Here is a 13,328-nt window from a genome sequence, read left to right on the forward strand (position 1 = left end):
CTTGCCAGTATACCTTAACCTCGAGTTAAAGCTAATGCATTGCAAAGGACATTCAGATCCGCCCCATTTTTAGGGCCATTTTCACTCAGATGTCGGCGCCAGGATCGGGCATGCGGTTCACCATGAAATAAACCCAGGACATGCCGTACGATGCTATTAAGACGAACCCCTTCAGCTAACCGTTTTTCAATATAAGGCATCAGCGCTTGAACAACGGCTTCCCGACGGGGCCTTTCAGAAACAACATCATAAAAGTGCGCATCCACATCCGCCAGAAGATAAGGATTATGATAAATCTCTCTGCCGACCATAACGCCATCGACTTTCTGCAATACCTCATCTGCCTGATCAAAATGTGTGATTCCGCCATTTAAAATGATTTCAAGATGCGGAAACGTCTGTTTAATCTTGTAAACCCGCTCATAATCCAAGGGCGGGACCTCCCGATTCTGCTTGGGCGACAACCCTTTTAACCACGCCTTGCGGGCATGGATAATAAATACAGAACAACCGGCCGCCGCCACAGTGCCAATGAAATGAACAAGTTCCTCAAAGGAATCCTGATCATCAATGCCAATCCGGGATTTCACCGTCACCGGCAAAGCAACCTTGTTCTTCATCGCATCAACACATTCGGCCACCAAATCAGGCTCGGCCATTAAACAGGCACCGAACCTGCCATTCTGAACCCGGTCACTTGGGCAGCCTACATTGAGATTCACCTCGGCATAACCGTAATCCTCAGCCATTGAAGCACATACCGCCAAATCATGGGGATTACTGCCTCCCAACTGAAGTGCGACCGGATGTTCAGCCCTGTCAAATTGAAGAAAGCGATGCCTATCCCCGTGAATCAACGCACCGGTAGTGACCATCTCGCTATACAAAAAAGCATGTTTGGATAACAACCGGTAAAAGTATCGGCAATGCCGATCAGTCCAATCCAGCATTGGAGCTACGCAGAACCTGTGAGTCTTGATTTTACTGAATTCTGGAGTGTGGGTAGCTTGGTCTAGAGTATTCAACATGCGAGATTGATCGTAATTTTTAAACATTTCCTAGATATTGTTATCTATTTTACAGTGTCAAAGGCACAAAATATTGGATCGATTTTGTCGATCCCTGGTTGCAACTTTACCAAAAGCCAGCGATCGGCTTGCTTCAACTTACAGTTCTCAACTAAAGCGGCGCTCATTGTCCAGACAAATTGCGGTGTCTGCGATGTTTTGGTCTATAGGCAATAATTATAGAATTCCCAGCATTGTCATGGCTTTAGATCGATGGCTCGAATCGTCATGGTGTCGAAATCTCAGGTGCCATGGCTTGGTTGATGATGACATTTTGGTAACACCTGAAAATCCAAATGTACAGAAATGAGCGTTAGCGTACCGACTAAAGTTACCTATGAAGCTAGAGTTTCAGCAAGGTTTTTAAGCGATCCAAGTATCACTTGAAGCCCAGTCCTTGACCGAAACGACTTGTTCATTTTTGGTCATTGCCTTCTTTTTATCCTGGAGAACGCCATGAATCAACCAGCTTATGCCCACACAAGCGCTGAACATTCGATGCAAGACTGTATCGAAGCCTGTAACCAGTGTCATCAAGCCTGCCTGCAAACCGCAATGAACCATTGCCTTAAAGCCGGGGGGAAGCATGTTGAAACTGAGCACTTTCGCCTGATGCTGAACTGTGCCGAAATTTGTCAGACATCGGCAAATTTTCAGCTCAGCAGTTCTTCTTTTCATCCGCTTGTTTGTGAAGTCTGCGCCAAGATTTGTGAAGCCTGCGCAGAAAGTTGCAAAAAGATTGGTGGAATGGATGAGTGCGTTGAAGCCTGTTTAAATTGTGCCGAAAGTTGCCGGAAAATGGCAACTACCCAGCACTAGTCATGACACTGATGAATTCAAGACGCTACTTAACTTTCTCAGCGCTTGCTTTTATTTTAACTGCCTGCGGTGAAGTTGCCCAGTTACCGTTCGCGGCCGGAGTTGGCGCAAAACCCCAACTCCCGGCACCGAATCCGACACTGATCCCTACGATTAACATCGCGGCACCCGTGGGTTGGCCAGAAAATGCCACACCCACAGCGGCGCCGGGGATGGCCGTTAACGCTTTCGCTACCGGACTCGACCACCCACGCTGGTTATATGTATTGCCCAACGGAGACATTCTGGTCGCCGAAACCAATGCACCACCCAAACCGGAAGACGGAATAGGCATCAAAGGCTGGGTCATGAAATGGGTATTGGATAAGGTTGGCGCAGGCGGACCCAGCGCCAATCGGATCACACTGCTGCGCGATACCAATGGGGATGGTGTAGCGGAAACGCGCACGGCGTTTATCGAAGGACTCAATTCGCCTTTTGGCATGGCATTGGTTGGCAACGATTTTTACGTTGCCAACTCCGATGCGCTGGTGAGATTTACCTACAGACAAGGCCAAACCCGAATCACACAACCAGGAACCAAAGTCCTGGACCTACCGGGTGGTCCAATCAATCATCATTGGACCAAGAATATTTTGGCGAGTGCGGATGGAAAGCGCTTGTATGTGACGGTAGGATCAAACAGCAATGTCGCCGAAAACGGTATGGACGAGGAAATCGGCCGTGCCGCTATCTGGGAAGTGGATCCGCAGCGCGGAAGCTACCGCATCTTTGCATCCGGCCTCCGCAATCCCAATGGCCTCACCTGGGAGCCGGAAAGTGGCACACTGTGGACAGTCGTTAATGAACGCGATGAAATCGGCAGCGATCTGGTGCCCGATTACCTGACTTCCGTTCCCGATAACAGTTTTTATGGGTGGCCATATAGCTACTACGGCCAACATCTGGACGAACGCGTGCAGCCGCAACGCCCTGACCTGATAGCTAAAGCCAGAGTCCCGGATTATGCACTCGGAACTCATACCGCTTCACTCGGCCTCGTCTTTTCCAATAGTTCCAAATGGCCTGCGCCATTCAGCAATGGCGTTTTCATCGGCCAGCACGGATCCTGGAACCGCGAACCGCGCAGTGGTTATAAAGTTATCTTTTTAGCTTTCAAAGACGGTAAACCCGTTGGCGATCCGATCGACGTATTGACAGGATTTGTTAGTAATAATGACGAGGCATTCGGTCGGCCGGTTGGAGTCGTGCTCGACAAAAACGCTGCCTTGTTGGTTGCCGATGATGTTGGCAATGTGATCTGGCGGGTGACGAGGGCTATAACCAACAGTATCGAGCCAAATCAAACGAAGTAGACAGAGCATTAGGCGGGTTCGGCGCAAAGCCCCAAGAGTTCTCGAATAAGCTCAACTATTAATTGTTTATTGTAAGCACTATTTCACACCGCGGATTGCACTTATAACTTGAATCCAAGCACCAACTTAAACAGGAAATTTCATCATGAGCACGATCACTACCAAAGATGGCACAGAAATCTACTACAAAGACTGGGGCTCTGGTCAACCCGTAGTCTTCAGTCACGGCTGGCCGCTCAGCTCTGATGCTTGGGAAAGTCAGATGGTCTTCCTGGCAGCCAATGGCTATCGCTGTATTGCTCATGATCGTCGTGGTCATGGTCGTTCCAGTCAGCCTTACAATGGCAACGACATGGACACCTATGCCGACGATCTCTCAGAGCTGATCGAAAGACTGGATCTAAATGACATTTCTTTGGTTGGCCACTCTACCGGCGGCGGTGAAGTTGCCCGATATATTGGCCGCCATGGGTCTCAACGCGTTGCCAAGGTGGTATTGATGGGTGCTGTTTCGCCGCTGATGCTCAAGACCGACGCCAATCCTTCAGGCCTGCCAATCGAGGTGTTTGATAAGATTCGTGCCGGCGTAACCGCTGATCGTTCGCAATTTTTCAAGGATCTCACCACGTCGTTCTACGGCACTGATAGACCTGGGGCCAAGATCAGTCAAGGTGTCCGCGATGCATTTTGGTTACAGGGCATGCAGGGCGGCTTAAAGAACCAGCTCGACTGTATCAAAGCTTTTTCCGAGACGGATTTTACTCCAGACCTCAAGAAATTCGATGTGCCTACCCTTATCATTCACGGCAATGACGACCAGATTGTGCCGATCGATGCCTCGGCTCACGCTTCGGCCAAATTGATTAAGAATGCGACGTTAATGATTTACCCTGATGGCCCTCATGGTCTCGCAGACACGCATAAAGACAAGCTCAATGCCAACTTATTGGCCTTTCTGAAAGGTAACTAATCGCCCGATTAGAATCGAGGGTGTAGGCGCTTGATTTCATAGGACGCGTGAAACCATCCCTGTTGCAGAAGCCTTTTCAATCAAGCACCTACACCCACTATAATTGGAGGGTGAGCAGATACTCTGAAAGCTTAAAAGCGACCCACATTATTGAAACAACATTCGTGCAAACCAACTCCACCTTTGTTCGCTTCCGTACAGAACACGGTTAGATCTAGGTATATCTTAAAAACCGAGTGCAGGGAGCTAGCCTTTTGCGCTTTAGCCATTGCTATCTGGCAATGACTAAATAATTATTCAGAATACGCACTTAACAAAGACAAATAAACGAGTGCTGCAAGCGACCATCAGCTTTGGTCGAGCAAAGACATCATTTCATTATCTTGAAAACAACACTCATCAGTCGGAGATCACTATGTTTAAACAATTTTCGTTAGTTATGGTTACGCTAACAGCCGGTCTACTAATGATGACCAGCCCTATACAAGCCGAATCAGCATTGGAAAATACCGAGATCAATGTTCGCGACAAGGATAGCGCTACATTAACTCCGGAAGATCAAAAGGAAACCGAAGGCGATATCACTATCACGGCTGCAATACGGCAAGCTGTGATTAAAGATGAGTCGCTATCAGTCAATGCACAGAATATAAAAATTATCACCCGTAATGGCGTAGTGACTTTGCGCGGCCCTGTTGAAACTGAAACTGAAAGTACGAAACTACAAAAAATCGCCGAGGAAACGAGCGGTGTAGTAAAGGTAGATAATCAACTAGAAAATAAAGCGCCTTAAAGGCCCAGGAGAACGTCATGAATAAATCAGTTTTTTGTATCGCCCAAAATCTCGAACAAACAGAGAGCATTGTTAGCCACCTGAGCACCGCGGGGTTTTCAAACGATGCTATATCGGTGCTTTTTCCCGACAAATCCACGACTCAGGATTTTGCCCATGAAAAGCACACTAAAGCACCGGAAGGGACGGCTATTGGTGGCACTGTGGGCTTAGGCACGGGTGCTGTAGTTGGTTTGTTAGCCGGGATTGGCGCTTTGGCTATTCCAGGTGTTGGACCATTAATCGCAGCAGGTCCTATTATGTCGGCACTGAGCGGTGCAGCTGTCGGAGCGGCCACAGGTGGTTTGGCTGGCGGATTAATTGGCTTGGGCATTCCAGAGTATGAAGCCAAGCGCTATGAAGGAAAAATCAAGGGGGGCAGCGCCTTGATTTCTGTCCTGGCGAGAACCAGAGATGAGATTGATAAGGCGAAAGATATTTTCGAGAAAGCAGATGCAGAGGATATTTCCTCGACTGAGGAAGCCTCTATCTAATCAGAGAGAGGCGCATCACTTTTAAATGATGCGCTTCACTCTTCATCTGATATATGGCTAAGTAAACGTTATCATTAAATAATTACTTAAGGAATCTGTCATGCATAACATTGAAGCAATCAACAAATTATTGAAAGATGAATTAGCAGCGACGGAAACCTATCAACAGGCTTTAAACAAGCTTAAAGAAGATGTCAGTCTAGGCGAAGCAGAACAATTAATGCCCATTTATAAGGAGCATATCGTTGCAGTTGCCAGTCTCCAGACACAAATCCGTGGTCTTGGAGGCACGCCCGATGAGGGTCAGGCGCTTTTGGGGCACATGGGCAAAATTAGTTCTGGGAGGTACTAATATTCTTGGCCAACAGTCCGTTCTAAAAGCGCTGCACGAAGGAGAAAAAAGTTATGAAGAAGCTTTAAAGGATACCCAGCTAGCTGCCGATCTTCGCTCATTGATTGAAACAAAGCTGCTGCCTGCTCAAAAAGCGCATATTCGCACGTTAGATCTACTGTTAGACGCGGCTTAGGTTTTGAGACGATGGCTTTATTACTGATCTATTAGTCTGTTTACAACCCTTTTTACTATCAATGGAGTTACACTCATGATTAATCACTTACCATATAGTTTATTGGCTCTCTTGTTTACCTGTTCGACAGCCTGGGCGAATGAACCAACAAACTCATCCACAAAAAGTGAGAGCAAACAAAATTGCCCGGCATTTAGCACGCTTGATAATAATCACGATGACTTAATTAGTCGAGACGAAGGCTTAAGTAATGAGTATGTATCTAGATACTGGGACATACTGGACGCCGACCTGGACGGAAGTTTAGCACCCGCAGAATTTGCCAAGCTGGAATCGGTTGTGCAAAGAGAAGAGTCTTTAAAAACTGACCATCCTCAAAATGTCGAACAGTATAAAAAGGGGAAATATATTTCTCCCAACGAACAGATCGAACGTAATAAACGCGAAGATAAGTAGTAATTCTAATCTTACAAAATCAATAGGTTATATAACTGAGGTGCGACTAACTCAACTTCTATAAGTTTACCAGCTCCTTCTAAAATCAGCGGCTGATGTGATGCGTTTTTCTCTATGTGCGCCGCCGTACAGACCCATTTTAGTCCTGCGTGTAGATTCAAAATGCAGGCTAAGGCATTAAAAAAACAGGGTAATGACGTGAGTTGGATTCAACTCATCAGCACGCATTGACCCGCTAATCGAAAAAACCTTCTGTGACATAAATTAAGATATTGTTACCGATATCACTTAGCCTCCGTGCAGCAAATTAGTCACCGCTATTTACGAAGGCGTTCAGATGCAGTCCGTTGACTCTGACACTCTCTAATAAACTTAACTGACGGGAAATCATTTATGCCTCTTACCAATAATGTAGCCACAGACGAACTCGGGCGCCCCCTACCAGGCGTCTATCAAGAACCTATCCACTCCCAAACAAGCGCAGTGTCGTGGGGAGCCATCATCGCAGGAGCCGCTGCTACAGCAGCTCTGGGGCTGATTCTGTTAATGTTAGGAACAGGATTGGGTTTGTCCTCAATCTCGCCATGGGCATACAGCGGCGTCAGTGCCATGACCTTCGGCGTATCGACTATCATCTGGCTGACCTTCACCCAACTTGTTGCCTCAGGAATGGGGGGTTACCTTGCCGGCAGACTAAGAACAAAGTGGGTTGATACGCAATTAGACGAGGTCTATTTTCGTGATACCGCGCATGGTTTTTTATCCTGGGCGATTGCGGCGCTTATTACCGCAGCGCTACTGACTTCAGTCATTGGGTCAATCGTCAGCGGTGGCATTCAGGCGGGTGCTACAGTAGCTGGCTGCGTAGCCACGGGGGTGGGGGTTGTTGGGTCTGAGAAAGCAAAATCTGATGCTGACAATCAAGTAATGGGCTACTTCGTGGATTTTCTGTTTCGAAGAGACATCAATGCTGCCGGTCAACCCGAGCATAACCCTATGCCAATGCCTGGAGCCTTTGAGAAACAATGGCCTGCCGGATCAGCACCTGAAGTGACCCGCATTTTCATGAATACGGTCCACAATGGACAATTGTCTGCTGATGACATTAACTATGTCGGTCAGCTAGTTGCTCACCGCACTGGCTTAACCCAGCAGGCTGCTGAGAAACGTGTGATTGATACTTATGCACGCCTGCAAACTAAATTACAAGATGCAGAAACCGCGGCGAAAGAAGCGGCTGATAAAACCCGCAAAGCTTCCGCCTATGCAGCGCTGTGGCTTTTCATCTCGCTGCTTATTGGTGCTTTCGTTGCCAGCTTTTCGGCCATTTTTGGTGGTCGGCAGCGCGATTTGTAATTACACAACCCAACCACTGACAGGATAAACACAATGCGCTCAATACTCTTGTATTTCCTTGGCATTCCAATCCCCATCATCATTCTGATTGCATTATTCGTGCGTTAGACGTTAATTTAAGAGTTGATGCTGGTAAAACTACCCACCCGCTTTGAATCTTGGATTCAAATTTCGTCAGTGCCTAAAGAGGCAACGGGTTGTTCGGCAAAGGCTATGCCAGCATGAATGCTGGCATAGGAGCCTACATGGATGTATTTAAGGCGTCCTTTGACTGGCACCCCTGTGCCGAATTTCGATCTACGATGTGTATAAGTTAAAGACTGAAGTTTCCCAATAATTTCAAAAATGAACTGCCATTCTGCTTGAGTTGCAGGACTTATCGATAGAGTCTGCGTAAACAGTCGCAAACCATTTAATAAAGCACTTTCACGTAAAGGCTGAGGCGTCATCCCGGCAGGGATTGCCGGGATCCAGGGCACAAGGACGTGCTACAGCCCTCGCCATCCATGGCTTCTGGTTTCCGGCAATCCCTGCCGGAACGACGGTAACTATTAAAGCAAACAACGCTCTCTAATAAGCCTGGACAACCCTATAAAAATTGGGAAACTTCAGGTTAAAGAATTTTGATCGGTTATCGAGCCAGAAGCGCCTGAAAGTTTTCCAGCGGAACCGGCATGCCGAACAGATAACCCTGGCCTAGACGGCAACCCTGTTGTTCCAGAAAAAGGCGTTGCGCGCTTGTTTCAACACCTTCGGCGATGACTTCCATACCTAAATTATTGGCCATGCCGATAATGGTTTGAACAATCAAGGCGTCTGATTGCGTTACACCGATATTGCGGACAAAGCTCTTGTCGATTTTGAGTTGATCAAGAGGCAATTGCGTCAGATAAGACAGTGATGAATAGCCGGTGCCAAAATCATCCACCGATAAACTGACGCCCAGTTTTTTGAGCGCCAGCATTTTGGCGACGGTATCGCCAATGTCCTTGAGCATGACGTTCTCTGTAAGTTCCACAGTAAGAAGATTGGAACGGATGCCCGTTTTTGCCAACACCGCTTTGACTTTTTCAACGAAGTCAACTTCATGGAACTGGTTGGCGCTGACATTGATTGCCAATTTTAATTGTTGCGTTTGCGCATTTTTTTCCCAGGCCTTAAGCTGAGCACAAGCTGTTTCCAGCACCCAGAGCCCAATCGGCCTGATCAGTCCGGTTTCTTCCGCTAATGGAATAAACTCCATAGGAAGTATCAATCCTCGCTCCGGATGCTGCCATCGCAATAAGGCTTCGGCGCCGAACACCTGACCATCGAGGCTGGTTTGTTGCTGAAAATACAGTTGTAATTGATTCTGCGCCAAGGCTACACGTAAATCAGCTTCCAGAGCCGCGCGTTCAGTGACCACCGCCTGCATCTTCTCATCAAAAAAGCACAGGGAATTGCGCCCATTAAGTTTGGCTTGATACATGGCAATATCAACATGCCTTAATAATTCATCTTCTTCCACTAAATGATCGACAAACAGCGTGGCACCCATACTGGATGAGCAACGATAGTCATACCCTTCGAGCAGATAAGGCTCATTCAACGCGGCCAATAGTTTTAAACCGGCAGCCTTGACATGAATGGCCGCATCCTCAGGACACACACCCAGGTCCTCCAGCATAATGACGAACTCATCGCCTCCCAGACGAGCAGCAGTATCATTCTCGCGAACATTGCTCACGAGCCGCCGGGCGACGTGCTGAAGCAACATATCACCCTTGTTATGCCCAAGCGAGTCATTCAACATTTTGAAGTTATCAAGATCGATAAACAACAACGCGCCATACTGCTTGTTCCGGGCACTGGAAGCCAGCGCTTTATGTAATCTATCCTTAAAGAGCTGCCGGTTTGGTAAATGAGTTAATGGATCGAAGAAAGCCAGTTGTTCAATCTGCTCGTTAGCGGCCTTTTGTTGCGAAATGTCGATTAGCGCAATTCGCAAGAGTGGCTGAGCATCCTCGGCCTCCCGCAGCAGACAGTCGACAAGCGCATAAAACACAGTCCCATCAGCATGATTCATGCACAATCCAATCTCTTGTTTGTCACCTTTGGCCTGTTTCATCATATTCAGGAAGAAGCGATACCAGCGGTCCCTGTCCTGGTTATCAACAAATTGTGAAAAACGGCGTTTGATCAATTGAGCGCGATCCATCCCCAGCAATCCGCAAGCGGTCAGGTTTGTTTGGCTAATCAGACCGTCCCGATTAACGGTAATATAAGCAATCGGGGCAAATTCATAGAGATCGATGTAACGATCCCGCGCTTCCTCCAGTTTGAGATGAGCATTGCGCAATTCCTCATTCTGCATCTCCAGTTCAACCTTGTGTACAAGCAACTCATGCAGCAAGACATCAGAAGGCTGAGCCGATAGTTCAGATGGCGACACACTGTGCACCATGGCTTCTGCCTTTGCTCTGAGAGATTGACGACGCTCACAGCCATCCCATTTTTGATTCATACTTTGCTCTCCTTGGTTAGCTCGTCGCCGATATCCTCAGTTGTTAACAGAATCAACGACGATTCAATTGACTTGCCCGCCAGCCTGCGAGCATTCAAACTGATTTTGTGGTGCCCGATGGCAGGAAAATCATGTTCTACAACATAGCCTTCAACGCTCTGATCGTGGGGTAAAATAATTTCCAGTAATTCGCGTAAAGCAGGTATATTCCACTGGCTATTACCCAGCTCGTAAATCTTGCGGCCAATAGTGTCCGCGGCTATGACCTGAAAATACTGGTAAAAGGCGTGGTTGGCAGACACTATCTGTAATTCGCCATCCAGAACCAGCAGCGGTCCGCGAATGGTATTGACAATGTTCTCGGCAAGTTCCCCTGCCAATTGCATCCGGGTCTCCGCCTCGATACGCTTGCTGATGTCGGTAAAAGTAAGCACGACGCCTTCGATCACATTATCCAGTGTACGGTAAGGCTGAATTCGAACCAGATACCAGGCACCGCTGTCGGCGCGCATTTCCAGCTCAACCGGCACCAGCGAGTCAAGCACTGCCTGTGCCTTGCCCAATAATAATTCACCATCCAGATCAGACTTGATATCGCTCAACAGTCGGCCCACGTCAGAAGGCACTAACCGGTAAATACGAGTGGCTTCACGCGTGAAGCGCCGGATAATCATGTGATCATCCAGAAACACGGTGCCTATATTGGTATTGTCCAGAAGATTCTTCATATCATTCTGCATACCGGCCAGCTGCTCAATTTTGGCCTGCAGTTCTGAATTTACCGTGATGAGTTCTTCGTTGACCGATTGCAGTTCCTCTTTGGAGGTTTCCAATTCTTCATTGGTGGATTGCAATTCTTCATTGGTGGATTGCATTTCTTCATTAGCAGATTTCAGCTCCTCGTTGGTAGCTTGTTGCTCTTCATTCTGTGCTTGATGACTTTCTTTCAGGTAGGCAAGATTACGCTCCAGTTCTTCAATTCGTCCCAGTTCGGCTGTTTTTGCGATGCGTTTGCGCTTCGATTTGACCTCCGGAATGACAACCTCTTGAAAACTAACCAATAACAGATTATGACTATCATTGGGATCGGGTAAAGGCCGCACACTGAGACTGATTGTCGAAAACCCGCCGTTGGTTTTAATCTGTACTTCATGACCCAGAACAGACACCCCCTCATTTGCTGCGCCAAGAATGGCAGTGCGCAACTCCAGTTCCAGGCCCTCACGAGCCATGTCAACCACGTTGAGACTGGCCTGCCCGGGAGCCGGACGAAGATATTTGCCGGTATCACCATGCACATATAGGATATTGCCCTTTAGGTCCGTAACCACTGAAGCGGGAGCAAAGCATTGCACGAGAAGCCGACGGGTAAGTTCGGCAAAATTGGGTTCAGTTATTTTTTTCATGGTTTCCTCTGGGACTTTATCGCTAGATTCTGAGGCCCAGGACACGACATGCGCCATCAATGCCCGAGAAGATTTGATGGAATGAGTGGCACGGTAGAGCTTCCATTTACGATTGAGTGATGAAAATAACTCGGTATGATTACCAATACTTTCCGATGGAGACAGAAACAGCACTCCACCGGGTTTGAGAGCGTAGTGAAACATCGGAACCAAGCGGTTCTGCATTTCAGCTTCCAGATAGATCATCAGGTTACGACAACTGAGCAGATCGAGTTTGGTGAAAGGCGGGTCCTTGATCACGTTCTGGGTAGCGAACACAATCATCTCACGAATCTCCTTCTTGACCCGGAACCCGGCATCTTCCTTGACGAAGAAGCGGCGCAACCGTTCCGGCGTAACATCCTGGGCAATATTGGGTGGATAAAAGCCTGCGCGAGCAATTGCGATGGCGTCATCATCCAGATCAGTACTGTAGATCTGCACCCGGAATTCCTGGCGTGACTGTTCCATCCGTTCGCGCAACAGGATGGCCATAGAGTAGGCCTCCTCACCGGTCGCACAACCCGCAACCCAGACCCGAAAAAGGTAATTATCCGGTTTGTCTTCGAGCAGTTGGGGAAGTATTTCATTTTCAAGAACAGCAAACGCCTCTGTGTCGCGAAAGAAATTGGTGACATTAATCAGCAACTCTTTAAACAGAATATGTACCTCGGCTGGATTCTCCTTGAGATAAAGAGCATAAACATCGGCATCATCAATATTGTTTTGTGACATGCGGCGCTCAATGCGTCGGCCAATAGTGCTTTTTTTATACAACGCAAAATCGTGTCCGGTGATAGTGCGCAATTGCATCAGTATCCGGTTTATGCTTTTTAAGGCTTTGGGCATTTCAGCGCGTACTTCAGTCGTGTCGGCACCTTTCAGCAACGCTTCCGGCATTTTATCGACGGGCAGCACATGGGTGGCATAACCCGCATTAATCGCACTGGTAGGCATGCCGTCATATTTTGCAGTGGCCGGTTCCTGTACCAGAGAGAGCCCCCCCGCACCGATGATCTCGCGCAAACCCAATGTGCCATCGGTGCCCGTACCGGAAAGGATAATGCCAACGGCTTTTTCCCCCTGGTCTTCTGCCAATGACCTCAGAAAAGCATCAATCGGCATACGCTGCCCGCGAGGTTCATTGGGCAGACTCAGTTGCAATTTTCCATGAAAGATGGCCAGATCTCTGTTCGGCGGAATGACATACACACAGTTGCGGGCCACCTGGAGTTGATCCTGCGCCTCGAACACCGGCATGGACGTGTTGCGCTGCAGAATTTCAGTCAGCAGACTGACGTGGCTGGGATCAAGATGCTGAACTAATACGAATGCCATACCGCTATCGGTAGGCTCATGACGGAAAAATTGCTCCAAAGCTTCCAGGCCACCGGCAGAAGCCCCTATACCTACGATGGGAAAAAGGTCTTCTGTGTTTTTAGATTCCATAATGGATGAACTGTTCAGACAGGGCGTTTGGCAGGGTTAATTTTTCCGGTTTGGA

12 protein-coding genes are annotated in these 13,328 nt (G+C 48.0%); 8 read left to right on the forward strand and 4 right to left on the reverse strand.

The genetic code is table 11. The annotated features are described in order from the left end of the window. Positions 1 to 14: 14 nt before the first annotated feature. Positions 15 to 1,028 carry a tRNA dihydrouridine(20/20a) synthase DusA gene (gene dusA / locus GO003_RS22425; protein ID WP_269144446.1) on the reverse strand — a complete coding sequence of 338 codons (1,014 nt, stop codon included), beginning with the start codon at positions 1,026 to 1,028 and terminating at the stop codon, positions 15 to 17. Positions 1,029 to 1,523: 495 nt separating this feature from the next. Between dusA and GO003_RS22430 the strand changes: the two genes are divergently transcribed. The 8 genes from GO003_RS22430 (at position 1,524) to GO003_RS22465 (ending at position 7,876) form a co-directional block, all read left to right on the forward strand. Beyond that, positions 1,524 to 1,886 carry a four-helix bundle copper-binding protein gene (locus GO003_RS22430; protein ID WP_231089153.1) on the forward strand — a complete coding sequence of 121 codons (363 nt, stop codon included), beginning with the start codon at positions 1,524 to 1,526 and terminating at the stop codon, positions 1,884 to 1,886. 2 nt (positions 1,887 to 1,888) lie between these two features. Beyond that, on the forward strand, positions 1,889 to 3,241 hold the full coding sequence (locus tag GO003_RS22435; protein ID WP_231089154.1) for a PQQ-dependent sugar dehydrogenase: 1,353 nt from the start codon (positions 1,889 to 1,891) through the stop codon (positions 3,239 to 3,241). A 145-nt stretch (positions 3,242 to 3,386) separates the two neighbouring features. Then, a complete protein-coding gene (locus GO003_RS22440; protein WP_159653378.1) occupies positions 3,387 to 4,211 on the forward strand; it encodes an alpha/beta fold hydrolase in 825 nt (274 codons plus the stop codon). 415 nt (positions 4,212 to 4,626) lie between these two features. Further along, positions 4,627 to 5,004 (forward strand): BON domain-containing protein, encoded by a 378-nt coding sequence (locus tag GO003_RS22445; RefSeq protein WP_159653380.1) that lies wholly within the window; start codon positions 4,627 to 4,629, stop codon positions 5,002 to 5,004. Positions 5,005 to 5,021: 17 nt separating this feature from the next. Then, positions 5,022 to 5,537, forward strand: a complete 516-nt coding sequence (locus GO003_RS22450) for a hypothetical protein (protein WP_159653382.1) — start codon at positions 5,022 to 5,024, stop codon at positions 5,535 to 5,537. Between the two features lie 100 nt (positions 5,538 to 5,637). Then, positions 5,638 to 5,889, forward strand: a complete 252-nt coding sequence (locus tag GO003_RS26475) for a ferritin family protein (protein ID WP_331001652.1) — start codon at positions 5,638 to 5,640, stop codon at positions 5,887 to 5,889. 250 nt (positions 5,890 to 6,139) lie between these two features. Further along, a complete protein-coding gene (locus GO003_RS22460; RefSeq protein WP_159653384.1) occupies positions 6,140 to 6,520 on the forward strand; it encodes an EF-hand domain-containing protein in 381 nt (126 codons plus the stop codon). Between the two features lie 393 nt (positions 6,521 to 6,913). After that, positions 6,914 to 7,876: a hypothetical protein gene (locus GO003_RS22465; protein WP_159653386.1), complete on the forward strand. Its 963-nt coding sequence runs from the start codon at positions 6,914 to 6,916 to the stop codon at positions 7,874 to 7,876. Positions 7,877 to 8,040: 164 nt separating this feature from the next. Here GO003_RS22465 and GO003_RS22470 read toward each other — a convergent pair whose 3' ends face one another. The 3 genes from GO003_RS22470 to GO003_RS22480 all read right to left on the reverse strand — a co-directional run bounded on the left by GO003_RS22470 (position 8,041) and on the right by GO003_RS22480 (position 13,273). Further along, on the reverse strand, positions 8,041 to 8,325 hold the full coding sequence (locus GO003_RS22470) for a hypothetical protein (protein WP_159653388.1): 285 nt from the start codon (positions 8,323 to 8,325) through the stop codon (positions 8,041 to 8,043). Between the two features lie 182 nt (positions 8,326 to 8,507). Next, a complete protein-coding gene (locus GO003_RS22475) occupies positions 8,508 to 10,379 on the reverse strand; it encodes a putative bifunctional diguanylate cyclase/phosphodiesterase (protein WP_159653390.1) in 1,872 nt (623 codons plus the stop codon). Beyond that, positions 10,376 to 13,273, reverse strand: coding sequence for a chemotaxis protein CheB (locus GO003_RS22480; RefSeq protein ID WP_159653392.1), 2,898 nt, complete (start codon positions 13,271 to 13,273; stop codon positions 10,376 to 10,378). Before GO003_RS22480 ends, GO003_RS22475 begins: the two co-directional genes overlap by 4 nt. Positions 13,274 to 13,328: the final 55 nt, after the last annotated feature.

Origin of the sequence: Methylicorpusculum oleiharenae (assembly GCF_009828925.2) — a bacterium.
Taxonomy (GTDB): domain Bacteria; phylum Pseudomonadota; class Gammaproteobacteria; order Methylococcales; family Methylomonadaceae; genus Methylicorpusculum; species Methylicorpusculum oleiharenae.

Bases quoted from the DNA above. Each gene is read 5' to 3' on its own strand.
- GO003_RS22430 (WP_231089153.1), top strand. From the start codon at position 1,524: ATGAATCAACCAGCTTATGCCCACACAAGCGCTGAACATTCGATGCAA.
- GO003_RS22450 (WP_159653382.1), top strand. From the start codon at position 5,022: ATGAATAAATCAGTTTTTTGTATCGCCCAAAATCTCGAACAAACAGAG.
- GO003_RS22480 (WP_159653392.1), bottom strand. From the start codon at position 13,273: ATGGAATCTAAAAACACAGAAGACCTTTTTCCCATCGTAGGTATAGGG.
- GO003_RS22475 (WP_159653390.1), bottom strand. From the start codon at position 10,379: ATGAATCAAAAATGGGATGGCTGTGAGCGTCGTCAATCTCTCAGAGCA.
- GO003_RS22470 (WP_159653388.1), bottom strand. From the start codon at position 8,325: ATGACGCCTCAGCCTTTACGTGAAAGTGCTTTATTAAATGGTTTGCGA.
- GO003_RS26475 (WP_331001652.1), top strand. From the start codon at position 5,638: ATGCATAACATTGAAGCAATCAACAAATTATTGAAAGATGAATTAGCA.
- dusA (WP_269144446.1), bottom strand. From the start codon at position 1,028: ATGTTGAATACTCTAGACCAAGCTACCCACACTCCAGAATTCAGTAAA.
- GO003_RS22465 (WP_159653386.1), top strand. From the start codon at position 6,914: ATGCCTCTTACCAATAATGTAGCCACAGACGAACTCGGGCGCCCCCTA.
- GO003_RS22435 (WP_231089154.1), top strand. From the start codon at position 1,889: ATGACACTGATGAATTCAAGACGCTACTTAACTTTCTCAGCGCTTGCT.
- GO003_RS22460 (WP_159653384.1), top strand. From the start codon at position 6,140: ATGATTAATCACTTACCATATAGTTTATTGGCTCTCTTGTTTACCTGT.
- GO003_RS22445 (WP_159653380.1), top strand. From the start codon at position 4,627: ATGTTTAAACAATTTTCGTTAGTTATGGTTACGCTAACAGCCGGTCTA.
- GO003_RS22440 (WP_159653378.1), top strand. From the start codon at position 3,387: ATGAGCACGATCACTACCAAAGATGGCACAGAAATCTACTACAAAGAC.